Origin of the sequence: Streptomyces sp. CG4, assembly GCF_041080655.1 — a bacterium.
Lineage (GTDB): Bacteria > Actinomycetota > Actinomycetes > Streptomycetales > Streptomycetaceae > Streptomyces.
In genome coordinates, this window is the sequence record NZ_CP163525.1 from 9,840,199 (window position 1) to 9,856,452 (window position 16,254).

A 16,254-nucleotide genomic window follows, 5' to 3' on the forward strand; every position below is an offset into this window, starting at 1 on the left:
CGCAGTGCCGGAGTTCGCTCCGTCTGTGGGGTGACGGTCAGATAGGCCGTTTCTGGCTCTCGATGTACTGACGGACGATGCTGAGCGGTGCACCGCCGCACGACCCGGCGAAGTAGGAGCGGGACCAGAGGACGGAGCCGATCCCGATGCGGTTGATGCGGCCGGTGTACTCGGCGCGTAGGTACCGGGAGCTGACGCCCTTCAAGCTGTTGATCAGCTTCGACAAGGCCACCTTGGGCGGGTAGTGCACGAGCAGGTGTACGTGATCGCGTTCGCCGTTGAACTCCTTCAGCTCCGTCTCGAAGCTGCCGCACACTTCCCGCATGATCTCCTCGCATCGCTTCAGCATCGCGTCATCGAAGACGCCCTTGCGGTCCTTCGTGACGAACACCAAGTGAGCGTGGAGGTTGTAGGCGACGTGACGGCCGGTGCGAATATCCGGGTTTGGTTCCCAGCGGGGTGACATACGCCAAGGCTAGTATGATCTTGCAAGCTGACCAGGAAGGGGGGTGGGGCCGGATGATCCGTGCGTACAAGTTCCTCATGCGGCCCACCGTGGGCCAGACGGCAGCGCTCGGCGAGATGCTGCGTGATCACTGCTCCCTCTACAACGGGGCATTGCAGGAGCGTCGTGACGCCTACCGGCACGCCTCCAAGACCTCGATCAAGTACGGGCAGTAGTCCGCCCAGCTCAAGGAGATCCGCGCCTTCGACCCTGAGCGGCAAGGCCGCTGGTCGTTCTCGTCACAGCAGGCCACCTTGCGCCGCCTGGACAAGGCGTTCCAAGCCTTCTTCCGGCGCGTGAAGGCCGGCAACAAGCCGGGCTATCCCCGTTTCCGGGGTGCGATGTGGTTCGACACCGTGGAATTCCCCAAGGACGGCGACGGCTGCCGTTGGGACTCCACCCCGCACGGCCCCGTCACCCGCGTCCGCCTGCAAGGCGTGGGGCACGTCAAGGTCAACGAGCACGGGCCGGTGGTCGGAAAGGCCAAGACCGTCAGCGTCAAGCGTGAAGGCAAACGCTGGTACGTCATCCTGACCGCCGACCAGGCCGATCCCGAACCCCTGCCCGCCACCGGCTCTGTGGTCGGCATCGACATGGGCATAGCCAACTTCCTCGCCGACTCAGGCGGCGAGTTCGTACCCAACCCCCGCCACGGCCGCAAGGCCGCCGCCAAGCTCGAAGCCGCACAGCAGGATCTCGCCCGCTTCCCCCGCGTCCGGCGCGACAAGCGCACCAACAACCACCAGCGGGCCGTCCAGCGCGTTGGCGACCTCCACCGCAAGGTGAGGCGTCAGCGCCTCGACCACGCCCACAAGACCGCCCTTGACCTCGTCCGCGAACACGACTTCATCGCGCACGAAGACCTCAAGATCCGCACCATGGTCAAGGCCCCCGCACCGAAGCCCGACCCTGACCAGCCGAGCACCTTCCTGCCCAACGGCGCGGCAGCGAAGGCCGGACTCAACCACTCGATCTCGGATGCCGGATGGGGGGTGTTCCTGACGATCCTGCACGCCAAGGCTGAAAGCGCCGGACGGGAAGTGATCGCCGTGGACCCCCGCAACACCTCCCGGACCTGCCCCGAATGCGGGCACGTCTCAGCGGAGAACCGGCCCACCCAGGAGAAGTTCCACTGCGTCTCGTGCGGCCACAGCGCGCACGCGGACACGGTGGGCGCTCTCAACGTTCTACGGGCCGGGCTGGTCCGTCGCGACGCCCGCCAGGGTTAGCGAGAAGCCCCCGGCTTCAGCCGGGGGAGGAGTCACCAGCAGGGTCACCCGCAGCAGATGGGCCGGGCCCGAGAGACCCACGGGCGGCGGAGCAGCGTCGTCAACCACGGTGGGAGACGGTGGCGGAACAGAACCGGGCATGGCGACTCCAGGGACGGTGTAAGGGAGCGGCCATACCTTCCACGGGCGCCTTTGGCGCACGGCATGCTGAGGACGGCCGCACGTCGGCGGCTGGTCCGGACAGCGGCGTGCGGGTACGGACGACCATGGGGCGCCGAACGCGCGCTCGCCATCCTCCACGCGATCCGAATCCCGTATCCGGCTCATCCATGCCGTGGATGAGCCACGCCCACAGGCAACGATCGACGGGATGCCGGCTGTACGGCGGCGCCCGCACCGCAGCCCGCATTCCTCACCACGCGCGCAGAGCATCTGAGGGCGCCGATGAGGGTAAGGGGCACGAAGGCGGGGCACGGCTCGGGCTCCTCGTTCGCGTACGCGTCCACGCGGGGATGATGTCCTGTACGCGTCGTCGTGCCCCACACCAACGGCGCAGGAAGGGTGGCGGTGCCCGGAGCAGGAGTTTCGCCCGGATGACGGATCGGGCAGGATGAGGCGGTCATGACATGACCCGTACGGTGCTGACCCGAAGGGAACCGTCTCGTGCTCCGTAAGCCAAGCGCCCTGCTCGCCGCCTCCGCCCTGCTCCTCCTCGGCACCGCGGCACAAGCCGCGGCCGACACCCCGCCCCCTGCTGCGCCGTCGGCCGCCTGCACCTACACGCCGGCCGTTCCCGCGGACAACTTCAAGGGGATACCGGTCTTCGACCCGGTGAAGGCCGCCAAGCCGTACAGCGCGACATTGCGTACCAGCCAGGGCGCGATCACCTTCCGGGCACTGACCGACAAGGCTCCCTGCACCACGTACTCCTTCAAGTTCCTCGCCCAGCGCGACTACTTCGACCGCTCGCACTGCCACCGGCTCACGACCGCGCGCATCTATGTGCTCCAGTGCGGCGACCCGACCGGCACCGGGAGCGGCGGACCCGGTTATTCCTTCCCCGACGAGAACTTGACCGGGGCGACCTATCCTGCCGGGACGGTGGCGATGGCCAACGCCGGGCCCAATACGAACGGCAGCCAGTTCTTCTTCGTCTGGAAGGACACCAAACTCTCGCCCGCCTACACGCCGTTCGGGAAGATCACCGCGGGCCTCGACGTGCTCCAGAAGATCGCGGCGGGCGGCGAGGACGACCAGAACGGGCCGGGAGACGGCTTTCCGGCGCTGCGGGTGAACATCAAGCGCGTACAAATCAGGAGCAGGTAGTACGGTCCTGCCCCGGCCTGGTCCTTGCCGGAAACTTCGTCCGTCCCGGTCATGGTCGGCAGCGAGGACGTATGTCCCAACGTGTGTGGTCCAGGCTCGGCAGACGGAAGCCAGCCCGCGTCCGGCGGCCCATGGGGGGCGTGGACGGCCTCGCCTACGGATTACCGAGCGCTTCGGATCGGTGTCGTCATTCTTGAGTCCGGCGAAGTGGAATTCACGCGCTGGGCGATGGAATTCGATGCCCCGGGCGCTGCCACCTGGCTCTGATCACGGGCGCACCATGGCCAAGGACTCTTTCGGGTGGGCGGCGAAACGGCCGCCTCATCCGACGGCCTGCTCACCCTTGACGACGGTGAAGGCGATACCGCCCAGCCGGGAGGTGAGGTAGCGGCGCAAGGCCGCTGAGGCGCTTCCTGTCTGGCTGGTGTGCAGTTCGATGCCGGAATGGTCCGTGGCCGGGCCGATCTGGTAGACGGGGAACCCTGCAATCGTCGGCGGGCCGTTGTGCGCCATGAGCCCGCGCACGGCCGCCTGCAGTGTCCCCTCGGAGTAGCGGCAAGGGAAGATGTCGAGCCGGCTCAGGTCGACGGCCGGGTGGGCGCGCTTGGCTGCCTGCGCGAGCCGCCTCCCGCGCGCCACGTCCGTGACACACAGCGCCACCCGGCCCGGGGTGTAGCCGTCGATCACCGTGCCGAAAATGTCCGAGTACGCGGAGTTGAACTCCTCATCGCCGACGGCCTGTGTAAGTGCCTGTGCCTGCGCGGTGTCGGCGGACGTGCCACCGCCCGCGGCGGGGGAGGCCGCGCCCTGGGCCTGCACGCCGTCCGGGCAGGAGGCGCGCATGCCGCCACTCGGACTCCTGCTGCCGGCCCGGGACGCGGACGGGGCGCCGGTAGACGGTGTCCGCGACACCGCCGAGGTCCCCGGCGAGGACCCGGCGCACGCCGCAGTGGCAGCCAGCATCCCCGAACAGAGCGTCACAGCGACAGCGCGCCGCATGATGTTCCTACTTCCCTGGAGTTCAGCCCGCGGGCTGTTGTCGCTCAAGGCTCCCCCTGCCTGCCGCCCCATCCGGGTTCATCCGGTTCTACCCGGGCCATGTGCCAAGGATAGGCCCCCCATCGGGGCCGGATCAGCCGCCACCGGGAACGTCGGCGGGACCGTCTTCGCCGGCACCATCGACGTCCTTGCCCTCGCCGCAGTCTTCGCCCGCACACTCACCCGCCGGGCCGACGCCCCCGAGGTCCTCGGCCCCCTCCTTCGACGAGGTGCGCGGTCGATACACACCAACAGGCCGCAGCAGTGATCTGCGGCCGGGACTTGGCGGTCGGGTCCTCACGGATCGCCTCGTACGAGTCCGCCAGGAACGGCATGGTTGCCTCCGCAACGTCAGGTTGCCCGTTGCGAACATTCCGCCGGCGGCCGAATCTCCGCCGACGACACGGCAGGCCCCATCCAGATCGAGGTCGTTGGGGAGCTGCCTCGGGGACCGGCCGGAGAGCAACAGGCGCCGTCCGCCTCAGCCCTGCGGCTGCCGATCGGGAACCTTCCCGCGCTCACCTGATCACAATTTTGTCTGACGAGCCTGTGCCGTAGGAGCATGTCCGCGTCACAATGGCTCCAGCAGAAAGACAGCGGTCATATGAAGCACGCTGCACGTCACAGATGGGTGGCATTCGTGCTGCCGGCCGCGGCCCTGGCCGCCGCGGTCCCGTTCGTCATCCCCTCACTCGCGGGCGCCTCTCCTGCGCCGGCCACACATGCAGCCGCGCGGATCGACGAACGCCAGCAGGTCCTCGACGCCATCGCCGGCCGGATCACCGAAGGGCTCTCCGAGTCCGTCCGGGCCCGCATACCCGGCTTCGCCGAGGTGCAGGTCGACCCCGACCACAACCACCTGCGTCTGTACTGGAAAGGCACCCCGCCCCGGCGGGTCAAGAGCATCCTCGCCCACCTCCCCCATGGAGTGACCGCCGAGGTCGACCCCGCCCGCTATTCCAAGGCCGAACTCCACACGGCCCGCGTGAAGTTGCTGAACAGCCTGCCCTCCATGAAGCTGCGGGTCGAGGGGACGGCGGACCCTGTCCGCATCACCAGCGTCGCACCCGCGGTGGACGGCAGCGGCCTGGAGGTCGGCTACGACAACGCCGCCCGTACGGCGAGGAGTCTCCTGACGGGCGGACACGGCAAGACGTTGCAGCAGGTCGCCAAGGCAGCCGGCCGGCTGTCGGGAGTGCAGGTCACCGCGATCCACCGGCTGCAGAGCGTGGATCTGTCCTCCCGGCAGCATGACAGCTCCCCCTGGACCGGAGCCTCGGCGCTGAAAAACCCCCTCGGCGGCATCTGCTCCGGCTCTTACGGTGTGAAGAACGCCCAGGGCCAGTACATGCTGACGTCGGCCTACCACTGCGGCCCGGGCGCCACAGGCCGGTGGACCACCTGGTGGGGCGGCGACCTCATCGGCACCACCGACGCCACCCAGCGCTCCCCGCAAGACGACGTGGTCGGCATCAAGCTGCCCTCACAGCGCCTCAGCGGTCGGCTCTACGACGGCCCCGCAAGCCGCACCGACGGCTACGCCAAGCCCGTCATAGGCTGGGGGCACAACAACGTCGGCGACTACGTGTGCACCGACGGCGCCAATGGCGGCGTGCACTGCGGTGTGCGCATAGCCCAGACCGACATCGGCGTCACCGGGCCCAACGGCATCTACCGTCCCGACGTCGACCTCGCCTATGCCACCGCCGCCACGCCTGGCGGTGTCGCAGCCGTCAACGGCGACAGCGGCGGCCCGGTCTTCGCCGGCGTCCGCAACCACACAGCCGATGAAGCACGCGGAACCATCACCGCCCTCGACCGGACGGTCACCTGCCCGCCCGCATACAACCGCGACACCGTCCTCGACGGCCATCGCAGGGCACCCTGGTGCTTGGCCGGCGTCTACTACGTACCCATCGGAAAGACTCTCCAGGACATGCACTGGACCCTGGTCACCGGGTGACCCTTCACAGCCCCATCGCCTTGCCAGAGGCGTCCAGAGCCGCAGCGGGGCCGAAGGCGAGGCAGCGGGGAGCGACCGAAGCGACCGACTGTCCGTGCCGGCCCGAGCACTGCTGAAGCCCAGCACCCCGCACGACCGGGCCGCCTCGGCCTCGTTCATCAACCTCCGCGTCCTCCACCCCGAGCACGAACACCGGCGGCTCGGTGTGGAGGCCGCCGGCACCCACGCCTGCGAACACGGTGACCTGAATGTCCCTTTCACGTACCGCGTGCCCGGCGGAGACGGCCAGACGGGGGAGCCGAGGTGTGGCCGGCCACGCTCGCCGGGTTCCCGCTCGGGCAGTGGATCGCCGACGCCCGCCGGTTCTACACCCGCGGGGAATCGCTACGGGCGCACCGATGCGCCGTGTGACGGCCGCCCCCGGCGCGGCGCCTGCGGGTGGCCCTTTCCGTCACTCCGGGGGGACCGTCACCTCGCCCGTGCCCTCGGCGCTCGCGCCGCCGGTGACAGGCACGGTGAAGGGCCGGTCGGTGCCGTCCGCGGTGACGCGTAGGGCACCGCCTTCGCGTCGGACGTGGAACACGGCGGCCCGTGCGCCCGTCGGGCCGGGCACGGTGATGCGGGTGGTCAGGCCGGCCGTGGCCGGCGGGTGGACGAGCAGGGTCGGGTGGTCCAGCCAGTCGCCGTCGGGCCGGGTGTCGTCCGAGGCAAGCGGGAGGACGGTGTCCTCGCGGACGTGGGGCGGAAGGCTGTCGTAGCCGTGCCGTTCGGTGCGCCACCCCGGGCCGGTGACCCGCTCGCCGGTGAGGAGGTGGGTCCACGTGCCCTCGGGGAGGTAGACCTCCACCTTTCCATCCTTGCTGAACACCGGGGCGACCAGGAGGTCGGCGCCGAGCATGTACTGGCGGTCGAGCGTGCGGCACGCCGGGTCGTACGGGAACTCCTGGACCATGGGCCGCATGACCGGGACACCGGTCCGGTGGGTCTCCACGGCGGCCGCCGTGGAGATACGGCATGGGACGGTACGTGCGCAGCATGAACTGCCGGGCCACGGCGACCGCTTCGTCGCCGAACTCCCACGGCACCCGGTACGACGACGAACCGTGCAGACGGCTGTGGGAGGACAGCAGGCCGAAGGCCGGCCAGCGCTTGAGGACCAGGGATTCGGGCGTTCCCTCGAAGTCTCCGATGTCATGGCTCCAGAAGCCGAAGGCGCTCAGGGACAGGGACAGACCCACCCCGGAGCGACTCGGCCATGGCCTTGAACGACGACCAGCAGTCGCCGCCCCAGTGCACGGGATACCGCGTGGCCGTGCGAGAAGAGGTAGAACGGGACGTTCTCGTAAGCCTGTTCGCTGCTGGTGCCGCCGACGGCCTGCCAGACGCCCACGATCTGGCCGTTCTTGACGAACGGGGCGAACACACAGGTCCGAGCCCCGTGGACCGAGGCAAGCCGGGTTCCAAGATGCACGTCCTGTCGGACGCGAACGGACTGCCCCTGGTCGTCGGCATCTCGGCAGGCAACACCCACGACAGCGAAGGGCTGAAGCCCATGGTGGCGGCTCACCAAACGCGGCACGACCCGCCTCGCGGCAGGTACTTCAAACCTCGGCGCCTCCACGCGGACAAAGCCTACGACCGCCAGGACCTGCGGAATTGGTTACGCGGCAAGGGCATTGGAGTCCGGATCGCGCGCAAAGGCATCGAGTCCGGCGAGCGATTGGGCAGTCGCAGGTGGGTGATCGAGCGGACGATGTCGTGGCTGTCCACCTCACCACATAGGACACGGTCTTAGTACTGGGCGTCGTTGTTGCTGCCGAAGTCGGGTACGTCGGCGGACAGCAGGTGTTCGGCGCCGCCTTCGAGGGCTTTGGCCGTCTCGGTGGAGCGGGGGAGCATGGTCTTCTCGTAGGTGCGGATCGCGTCGGCGACAGTGGCGGCGTGCGCGAGAGCGAGGGCGATTTCGCTGGCGTCGAGCATGGCGAGGTTGACGCCGACGCCGAGCGGGGGCATGAGGTGGGCGGCATCTCCGAGCAGGGTCACCGTCGGGTTGTGTTCCCAGGTATGCGGGACCGGGAGGGCGAAGATCGGGCGGTCGACGTAGGGGCCGTCGTTTTCGGTGATCATCCGGCGTATGCGGGGCGACCAGTGGGCGTACTCGCCCAGGAGCAGGGCGCGGATGCCGTCGGTGTCCTCGACCGTCAGGCCGCTCGTGCTGATCCAGTCGACCGGGACTCGTTGGATGATGTAGACGCGGATGTGGTTTCCGCTGTTGCGCTGGGCGAACAGGCCGCGCTCTCCGTCGGCTGCGTGGGCGCTGCCCTGGCCGACCAGCTCGGCCAGGTCCGGGTGCCGGTTCTCAACGTCTGAGAACCATGCTTCCAGGAAGCTCACCCCGGTGTACTCGGGGGTGGCGGGGGACAGGGCCGGGCGTACGCGGGAGGAGGCGCCGTCGGCGCCGATGACCAGATCGGTCTGGATGGTCGTGCCGTCGGTAAAGTGCAATTGCCGCGGCCCGTCGTCGGGTCCGCTGATCGTGTCGAGGGCGTGGCCCCAGTGCACGGTTCCCGGTTGCAGGGAGTCGAGCAGCAGGTTGCGTAGCTGTCCGCGGTCGATTTCCGGCTTGAACAGTTCGTCGATCTCGGGGACTTGATGGGACGTGATCGTGCCGGTCGGGTCCATCTGGCGCATTTCCTGCCCTTCGGGGCGGGCGAGCTTGAAGAACTCGTCGAGCAGACCGGCTTCGCGCAGGGCGATCTGGCCGTTGTCGGCGTGCAGGTCGAGGGTGCCGCCCTGGTTGCGGGCGTCGGGGCCCCGGTCGCGGTCGTAGACGGTGACCGCCATGCCGTGCTGCTGGAGGATGCGGGCGCAGGTCAGTCCACCGGGGCCGGCACCGATGATGCTGATGCGTGCCCGGGCGGGTTCTGGGGAGTTCATGGATTTCCCATTCAGTCGGCGAAGAGGGGCGAGCAGGCCGGGCGTTGTCGACCTCGGCACCGGATGTGCCACGCAGAGGGGCCTCTTGGATGAACAGGTCGGCGCGGTGCAGACGATGACCAGGCCGACGAGGATGGGCCGCTCAGGTACTCACAGTACCCATAAAATCAGAGCGAGTAGAAAAGTGCAATGACTCTACTTAGTGACTGATTCGACTATCGAGTACGCTGTAGTCATGACCGTGCCCTCCGCCAGCCGCCGCGCCCGCAAGAAGGCAGCCACCCGGCAGGCGATCGCCGACGCCGCACTGCAACTCTTCCTGGAGCGCGGCTACGATCAGGTGAGCATCCGTGACATCGCCGACGCCGCCGACGTGTCGACCGCTACGGTGTTCAAGCACTTCAGCGGCAAGGAAGCGCTGGTATTCGACCAGGACGAAGACCGAGAGTCACAACTGATCGCCGCGGTGCGGCGGCGACCCTCCGACCAGAGCATCCTCGACGCCCTTCGAGACCACGTCCTGGACACTTGGCCGTCGATCGAGGCACATCCCCAGGCGGCCGAGTTCACCAACCTGGTGAACTCCACGCCGGTGCTGCGCGCCTACGCCGAACGCATGTGGACCCGGTACACCGACAGCCTCAGCGCAGCCATCGCCGACGAGTTCGGCGTGGACCACGACAACCTCGCATGTGTGGCTCTTGCCCGATTCGTACTCGAGATCCCGGTGCTCGCTCGCGGCCGGCAGGACCGCCGGGCCGCGATCGAGGCAATCTTCGACATCCTCACCCACGGCTGGGAGCCGCCAAGCAAGCCGCCCGCGCCGTAGCGCCTGGGCCGTTACATGGGCCCGCCTTCGACCAGCCTCGGCTTGCCCCGCTACGCGTTTCGGTCGCACCCGCCCCTTGCCCTGCAAGGAGAACTGACATCCCGTCACTCCTACACGGCAGGCACCTCATTCTGATCCCAGTCCTAGGCTGTGTCCGATGGATTGAGTTTGTCTCACGGTTCGGAGCCCGCCTGCACGAACGGCTATGGGGCAGACTGCCCGGGCGCGAGCGTCGGGTGCCCGGTGCGAGAATCACCACCATGCCCTTCGCACAAGCGGCCGATGGTGCCGCGCTCTACTACGAGGTCCGCGGCGCTGGCGAGCCACTGATTCTGCTGAGCGGGCAGGCGAACGACCACCGCTGGTGGGACTCGGTGCGGGCCGACTTCGAAGCGGATTTCACCACCGTCGTCATGGATTACCGCGGGACCGGGGCCAGCGACCGGCCCGACACCGACACCTACAGCACGCCGGGGTTCGCCCGCGATGTGGTGGCAGTCCTCGACCACGCCGGGATGGGGCAGGCCCACGTCTATGGCACGTCCATGGGCGGCCGGGTCGCGCAGTGGGTCGCCGCCGACCACCCCGGCCGCGTCGACCGCCTCGTGCTGGGCTGCACCTCCCCCGGAGGGCCGAACGGCGTCGAGCGTGGGCCGGAGGTCGGACGGGCCCTGACGCAGTCCGACGCGGATGCCGCTCGCCGCGCTCTGCGTGAACTCATGTACACGCCCGGCTGGCTCGCCGGGCATGACGGACCATTCCGCACACTTGGCGACTCGTCGATGCCCGCCCACGCCCGCCGCCGGCATCTGCGGGCCAGTGCCCGCCACGATGCCTGGGACGCACTGCCGCGGATCACCGCGCCGACGCTCGTTGTCCACGGCACCGACGACGTGTTCAACCCCACTGCCAACGCGCCGCTGCTCACCGACCGCATCCCGGACGCGCGGATGCGCCTCATCCCGCGTGCCCGGCACGCCTATTTCGAGGAGTACGCCGACATAGCCACGCCGCTGGTGCTCGCGTTCCTCTCGAAGGGCGGCGACTAAGGACTGTCCGACGGGTCACGAGCGAAGCCAGAGCCGGACCGCGGCTACAGTCACGGTGCCGTGAAAGACGTAGGCCCGCTTGTCAAAGCGGGTGGCTACGGCCCGGAAGCCCTTGAGCTGATTGATCGTCCGCTCGACCTCGTTCCTGCGGGCGGGGCACCGGCAGCGTGCTGGTGGGCGTGGCACACGGTGGAGTCCACACTCACCATGGACCAGTCGATGCGGCCCTCCGCGTCGGCGTCGGCCTGGACGGCCCGCAGAATCCTGTCCCACGTGCCGTCCGCTGACCACCTGCGATGCCTGTCATGAACCGTCTTCCACTTCCCGAACCGCGTCGGCAGATCACGCCACGGGATGCCGGTCCAGTCACGCGGACCCATCGGACAGGCCCTAGGACACGGTCGTCGTCCATGATCTGCTCCACACCCGGGTCGACGGCTCCTGGCAGCAGCCGGTGAGCAGCTATCCCAAGCTCCGTATCGCGCCGTCCTGGCTGTCCGACCGGTGCCGCGCGGCGGGGCTCGACGTCCACCGCGAAGCGGTCGACTCCCGGGGCATGCGGATCCTGCATGCCGTGAAGCGCTGATACGGCCCCTTGACCGCCGCCTCACCCTCCCCGATGCTGTGTTGCGAAAAGCGAGATGCGTGCCGTAATAGGCAACATCTCGGAATCCGTCAGCCGAGGAGTGGCCATGACTCAGCAGGTCCGTGCTGTCGTCGCGCGGAGCAAGGGCGCCCCTGTCAGTCTGGAGACGATCGTCGTGCCCGACCCCGGCCCGGGGGAGGCGCTGGTCAAGGTCGAGGCCTGCGGGGTCTGCCACACCGATCTGCACTATCGCGAGGGCGGGATCAGCGACGACTTCCCGTTCCTGCTCGGGCATGAGGCGGCGGGCGTGGTGGAGGCGGTGGGCGAGGGCGTCACGGACGTGGCCCCAGGCGACTTCGTCATCCTCAACTGGCGTGCGGTGTGCGGTCAGTGCAGGGCCTGTCTGCGCGGGCGGCCCTGGTACTGCTTCAGCACGCACAACGCGAAGCAGAAGATGACCCTGAGCGACGGCACCGAGCTGTCGCCGGCGCTGGGCATCGGCGCCTTCGCCGAGAAGACGCTCGTGGCCGCCGGGCAGTGCACCAAGGTCGACCGGGCCGCCTCGGCCGCCGCCGCGGGGCTGCTGGGCTGTGGCGTGATGGCCGGCCTCGGTGCGGCCATCAATACCGGCGGTGTCGGCCGCGGTGACACGGTCGCCGTGATCGGCTGCGGCGGCGTGGGAGCCGCGGCGATCGCCGGATCGCGCCTGGCGGGCGCGGCGAAGATCGTCGCGGTGGACATCGACGACCGCAAACTCGCCACGGCGACCAAGCTGGGCGCGACCCACACGGTCAACTCCAAGGAGACGGACGCGGTCGACGCGGTGCGCGAGCTGACAGGAGGGTTCGGCGCCGACGTCGTGATCGACGCGGTGGGTCGTCCGGAGACCTACCGGCAGGCCTTCTACGCCCGCGACCTCGCCGGGACGGTGGTGCTGGTCGGCGTACCGACGCCGGAGATGAAGCTGGAACTGCCCCTCCTCGACGTCTTCGGCCGGGGCGGCGCGCTGAAGTCGTCGTGGTACGGCGACTGCCTGCCCTCCCGCGACTTCCCGATGCTCGTCGACCTCTATCTGCAGGGCCGCCTCGACCTGGACGCCTTCGTCACCGAGACCATCGCGCTGGACGACGTGGAGAAGGCCTTCGAGTGCATGCACCATGGCGACGTGCTGCGCTCCGTGGTGGTCCTCTGATGCCGGGCGCCCGCATCGAACGTCTCGTCACGTCGGGCACGTTCTCGCTGGACGGCGGTACCTGGGACGTGGACAACAACATCTGGATCGTGGGCGACGACACCGAGGCACTCGTCATCGACGCCGCTCACGACGCCGACGAGATCGTCCGGGCCCTCGGCGGACGCACCCTGCGGGCGATCGTGTGCACCCACGCGCACAACGACCACATCAACGCCGCGCCCCAACTCGCCGCCCGGACCGGCGCGCCGATCCTGCTGCACGCCGGCGATCTGGAGCTGTGGAAACAGACCAATCCCGATCGCGCGCCGGACGGTGAGCTGACCGACGGGCTGCGCCTCTCGGTCGCGGGAGCCGAGCTGACCGTGCTGCACACCCCGGGCCACGCCCCCGGAGCCGTGTGTCTGTACGCCCCGCGGCTGTCCGCGCTCTTCAGCGGCGACACGCTGTTCGCCGGCGGGCCCGGCGCGACGGGACGGTCGTACAGCGACTTCCCGACCATCATCCGTTCGATCAGTGAACGCATCCTCACCCTGCCGCAGAGCACCGTGGTGCACACCGGTCACGGTGACACCACCACCGTCGGCGCCGAGGCGCCGCATCGTCAGGAGTGGATCGACCGCGGCTTCTGACCGCCTGGAGAGCCGACGGCCCCGCCCCGGTGACCGACCTCGTGGCCGGCACCGGCGGCAGGGCCGTCGGCGCGCCCTGCGAGACCTCTGATCCCCCTGTTCACCTGCGCTTTCGTCATCGCTTCGACGTGCCCGGAACCTCGCCGTCGGACCCCGCGCAACCCGGCTTCCCGACGCCTTGACAACGCTTCAGGGCCGCCAGCAAACTGGCGTTGCGCTCATCGCAATCCGTTTCGCTATACGCACCGAGGTGTCATGATGATTCCCGCGTGCCGACTCGTGGATCTTCCGCGAGGCGAGGCCCACCGGCTCGACATCGACCCGCCGGTGTCGGTGTTCCACACCGACGACGGCGAGCTTTTCGCCATCGACGACACCTGCACCCACCAGGACGCGTCGCTCGCCGACGGCTGGCTGGAGGGCTGCGAGGTGGAGTGTCCCCTGCACGCCTCGAAGTTCGACCTGAGGACCGGAGCTGTGGACGCACCCCCGGCCAAACTCCCGGTCCGCACCCACGAGGTCGTCGTCGAGGACGGCATGGTCTATGTGCGGCTGTCCACGCAGGCGCCCAACCTGCCGCCGTGCATCACGGCCCGCCTGGCCGGAGGCCCCGCGTGAGGACGGTGGCCATCGTAGGCGCCTCGCTGGCCGGACTGTCGGCCGCGCGCTCGCTGCGCAAGCGGGGCTACGACGGCCGTCTGGTCCTCGTCGGCGAGGAATCGCACCGCCCGTACGACAGGCCGCCGTTGTCCAAGGAGTTCCTGGCCGGCACCATCGGCGAGGCCGATCTGGCGCTGGAACTCGACGACGAGGACCTCCAGGCGGAATGGGTGCTCGGCGCCCGCGCCGTCGGACTCGACCGCACCGAGCGGACCATCACGCTCGCCGACGGCCGGGAGATCCACACCGACGCCGTGGTCATCGCGACCGGCGCGGCCGCCCGCACCCTGCCCGGCACCGAGGGCCTCGCCGGGGTCCACGTGTTGCGCACGCTGGACGACGCCCGGCGCCTGCGGGACCAACTGGCCCTGGGCGGACGGATGGTGGTGATCGGCGGCGGATTCATCGGCGCCGAGGTCGCCGCCACGGCGTACGGCCTCGGCCTCGACGTCACCGTCGTCGAGGCGGCACCGACCCCGCTGGCCGGACCGCTCGGCGAGACCATGGGCGGGATCGTCTCCGCGCTTCACACGGATCACGGCGTACGGCTGCTGTGCGGCGTGGGAGTCAAGGGACTCGGCGGGGAGCGGCAGGTGGCTTGCGTGCTGTTGGAAGACGGCCGCACCCTTCCCGCCGACATCGTCGTCGTCGGCGTGGGGGCCCGGCCCTGTGTCGACTGGCTCGCGGGCTCCGGTGTCGCCCTCGACAACGGCGTGACGTGCGGGGCCGACGGCCGTACGGCGTTGGCCGGGGTGGTCGCCGTCGGCGACTGCGCCAACTGGTACGACCCGCACACCGGCACCCACCGCAGGGTCGAGCACTGGACCGGCGCGCTGGAACGGCCGGACGCCGCCGTCGCCACGCTGCTCGCGGGCGGTGCCACGCAGCCGGGCGTGCCCCGGCCGCCGTACTTCTGGTCGGACCAGTACGGCGTGAAGATCCAGTTCGTCGGCCACGCCGCCGGGGCCGACGAGGTGACGGTCGAGGAAGGCTCGACCGGTGACCGCAGTTTCCTCGCCGTCTACCGGCGGGCGGGCCGGCCGGTGGCGGTGCTCGGGATGAACCAGCCGAGGTTGTTCACCCGCTGGCGAAAACAGCTCACCTCCACGGCGTCCGTGTCCTGACGTCTCGACGCCACCCACCATCCCGCGACGTTCCCCGAGGAGTGCACCGTGACCTCGACCAGCCTGCCGGACAGCCTGATCGCCACCCTCCCCGGCTCCGCCTACACGGACCCCGGCGTCTTCGCCCAAGAACAGGAGCGCATCTTCGAGGCGATGTGGTTCTGCGTCGCGCGCTCGTCCGACCTGGCCAAGCCCGGTGCCTTCCGCACCGTCGACGTGGGCCGCGAGAGCATCCTCGTCACCCGCGCCCGTGATCACGCCATCCGTGCCTACTTCAATGTGTGCCGGCACCGCGGAGCCAAGCTCTGCACCGACGGGGCCGGCGAGGTCAAGCGGGCCTTCCAGTGCCCGTACCACGCCTGGACGTACGACCTGGACGGCAAGCTCGTCGCGGCACCCAACCTCACCAAGATGCCCGACGTCGGCCGCACCGAGTACGGCCTGGTGAGCGTGGCCGCGCGGGAATGGCTCGGCTATGTTTGGGTCTGCCTGGCGGAGAACCCGCCCTCCTTCGAGGAGGACGTCGTGGGCGAGGTGATCACGCGCCTCGGTGACGTGGAGTCGATCGAGCGCTACGGCATCGCGAGCCTCTCGGTGGGCAAGCGGATCGTCTATGACGTCCGGGCGAACTGGAAGCTCATCGTCGAGAACTTCATGGAGTGCTACCACTGCGCCACGATCCACCCCGAACTCACCGAGGTCCTCCCCGAGTTCGCCGACGGCTACGCGGCCCAGTACTACGTCGGCCACGGCGCCGAGTTCGGCGAGGACATCCAGGGCTTCACCGTGGACGGCTCCGCGGGACTGGACCGCATTCCCGGAGTGTCCGAGGACCAGGACCGCCGGTACTACGCGATCACCGTCAAGCCGCAGGTGTTCATCAACCTGGTGCCCGACCACGTGATCTTCCACCGGATGTACCCGGTGGCCGTCGACCGCACGGTGGTCGAGTGCGACTGGCTCTATCTGCCCGAGGTGGTGGCGGACGGCAAGGACGTCAGCCGGTCCGTGGAGCTGTTCGACCGGGTCAACCGCCAGGACTTCGACGCCTGCGAGCGCACCCAGCCGGGGATGAGTTCGCGGCTCTACACCAAGGGCGGGGTGCTCGTGCCCAGTGAGCACCACATCGGTGCCTTCCACGACTGGGTGAATGAGCGTCTCGGCACACCCAAGCCGGAATGACG

Annotated in this window: 13 protein-coding genes and 5 pseudogenes; 13 read left to right on the top strand and 5 right to left on the bottom strand. The window is 69.2% G+C overall.

Going from position 1 to position 16,254, the window contains the following annotated elements; all coding sequences use genetic code 11:
• Window positions 1-37: 37 nt before the first annotated feature.
• On the bottom strand, window positions 38-466 hold the full coding sequence (gene tnpA, locus AB5L52_RS44685) for an IS200/IS605 family transposase (protein ID WP_369368722.1): 429 nt from the start codon (window positions 464-466) through the stop codon (window positions 38-40).
• A gap of 53 nt (window positions 467-519) precedes the next feature.
• Here tnpA and AB5L52_RS44690 point away from each other — a divergent pair.
• Both AB5L52_RS44690 and AB5L52_RS44695 read left to right on the top strand, forming a co-directional pair.
• Window positions 520-1,734: pseudogene (locus AB5L52_RS44690) on the top strand (RNA-guided endonuclease InsQ/TnpB family protein).
• A 663-nt stretch (window positions 1,735-2,397) separates the two neighbouring features.
• The gene (locus AB5L52_RS44695; RefSeq protein WP_351579850.1) at window positions 2,398-3,060 is read left to right on the top strand and encodes a peptidylprolyl isomerase; all 663 of its coding nucleotides are present in this window, start codon (window positions 2,398-2,400) and stop codon (window positions 3,058-3,060) included.
• A gap of 321 nt (window positions 3,061-3,381) precedes the next feature.
• Here AB5L52_RS44695 and AB5L52_RS44700 read toward each other — a convergent pair whose 3' ends face one another.
• Window positions 3,382-3,903 carry a hypothetical protein gene (locus tag AB5L52_RS44700; protein WP_369368723.1) on the bottom strand — a complete coding sequence of 174 codons (522 nt, stop codon included), beginning with the start codon at window positions 3,901-3,903 and terminating at the stop codon, window positions 3,382-3,384.
• A gap of 799 nt (window positions 3,904-4,702) precedes the next feature.
• On the opposite strand from AB5L52_RS44700, the gene AB5L52_RS44705 reads away from it, so the two are divergent.
• Both AB5L52_RS44705 and AB5L52_RS44710 read left to right on the top strand, forming a co-directional pair.
• A complete protein-coding gene (locus tag AB5L52_RS44705; protein ID WP_369368724.1) occupies window positions 4,703-6,061 on the top strand; it encodes a hypothetical protein in 1,359 nt (452 codons plus the stop codon).
• Between the two features lie 25 nt (window positions 6,062-6,086).
• A pseudogene (locus AB5L52_RS44710) lies at window positions 6,087-6,442 on the top strand (helicase associated domain-containing protein); the annotation flags it as partial.
• Window positions 6,443-6,512: 70 nt separating this feature from the next.
• On the opposite strand, the pseudogene AB5L52_RS44715 reads toward AB5L52_RS44710, so the two are convergent.
• Window positions 6,513-7,366, bottom strand: a pseudogene (locus tag AB5L52_RS44715) (TIM-barrel domain-containing protein); the annotation flags it as partial.
• A gap of 109 nt (window positions 7,367-7,475) precedes the next feature.
• Between AB5L52_RS44715 and AB5L52_RS44720 the strand changes: the two are divergent.
• A pseudogene (locus tag AB5L52_RS44720) lies at window positions 7,476-7,829 on the top strand (transposase); the annotation flags it as partial.
• Window positions 7,830-7,852: 23 nt separating this feature from the next.
• On the opposite strand, the gene AB5L52_RS44725 reads toward AB5L52_RS44720, so the two are convergent.
• On the bottom strand, window positions 7,853-8,998 hold the full coding sequence (locus AB5L52_RS44725) for an NAD(P)/FAD-dependent oxidoreductase (protein ID WP_351029066.1): 1,146 nt from the start codon (window positions 8,996-8,998) through the stop codon (window positions 7,853-7,855).
• A gap of 235 nt (window positions 8,999-9,233) precedes the next feature.
• On the opposite strand from AB5L52_RS44725, the gene AB5L52_RS44730 reads away from it, so the two are divergent.
• Entirely contained in the window at window positions 9,234-9,827 is a 594-nt protein-coding gene (locus tag AB5L52_RS44730) for a TetR/AcrR family transcriptional regulator (RefSeq protein ID WP_369368725.1), read from the top strand.
• A gap of 260 nt (window positions 9,828-10,087) precedes the next feature.
• A complete protein-coding gene (locus AB5L52_RS44735; protein WP_369368726.1) occupies window positions 10,088-10,876 on the top strand; it encodes an alpha/beta fold hydrolase in 789 nt (262 codons plus the stop codon).
• 155 nt (window positions 10,877-11,031) lie between these two features.
• Here AB5L52_RS44735 and AB5L52_RS44740 read toward each other — a convergent pair.
• A pseudogene (locus AB5L52_RS44740) lies at window positions 11,032-11,238 on the bottom strand (transposase); the annotation flags it as partial.
• 92 nt (window positions 11,239-11,330) lie between these two features.
• On the opposite strand from AB5L52_RS44740, the gene AB5L52_RS44745 reads away from it, so the two are divergent.
• The 6 genes from AB5L52_RS44745 to AB5L52_RS44770 all read left to right on the top strand — a co-directional run bounded on the left by AB5L52_RS44745 (window position 11,331) and on the right by AB5L52_RS44770 (window position 16,252).
• Complete coding sequence (locus AB5L52_RS44745) at window positions 11,331-11,462, top strand: hypothetical protein (RefSeq protein WP_351579832.1); 132 nt, start codon at window positions 11,331-11,333, stop codon at window positions 11,460-11,462.
• Window positions 11,463-11,568: 106 nt separating this feature from the next.
• Entirely contained in the window at window positions 11,569-12,654 is a 1,086-nt protein-coding gene (locus tag AB5L52_RS44750; RefSeq protein WP_369368728.1) for an S-(hydroxymethyl)mycothiol dehydrogenase, read from the top strand.
• Entirely contained in the window at window positions 12,654-13,286 is a 633-nt protein-coding gene (locus tag AB5L52_RS44755; RefSeq protein ID WP_351579826.1) for an MBL fold metallo-hydrolase, read from the top strand. The genes AB5L52_RS44750 and AB5L52_RS44755 overlap by 1 nt, the downstream gene beginning before the upstream one ends.
• A 255-nt stretch (window positions 13,287-13,541) precedes the next feature.
• A complete protein-coding gene (locus AB5L52_RS44760; RefSeq protein WP_351029078.1) occupies window positions 13,542-13,904 on the top strand; it encodes a bifunctional 3-phenylpropionate/cinnamic acid dioxygenase ferredoxin subunit in 363 nt (120 codons plus the stop codon).
• A complete protein-coding gene (locus tag AB5L52_RS44765) occupies window positions 13,901-15,070 on the top strand; it encodes an NAD(P)/FAD-dependent oxidoreductase (protein ID WP_369368729.1) in 1,170 nt (389 codons plus the stop codon). Before AB5L52_RS44760 ends, AB5L52_RS44765 begins: the two co-directional genes overlap by 4 nt.
• A 48-nt stretch (window positions 15,071-15,118) precedes the next feature.
• Entirely contained in the window at window positions 15,119-16,252 is a 1,134-nt protein-coding gene (locus AB5L52_RS44770) for an aromatic ring-hydroxylating dioxygenase subunit alpha (RefSeq protein WP_351029081.1), read from the top strand.
• The last annotated feature ends 2 nt before the right edge of the window (window positions 16,253-16,254 follow it).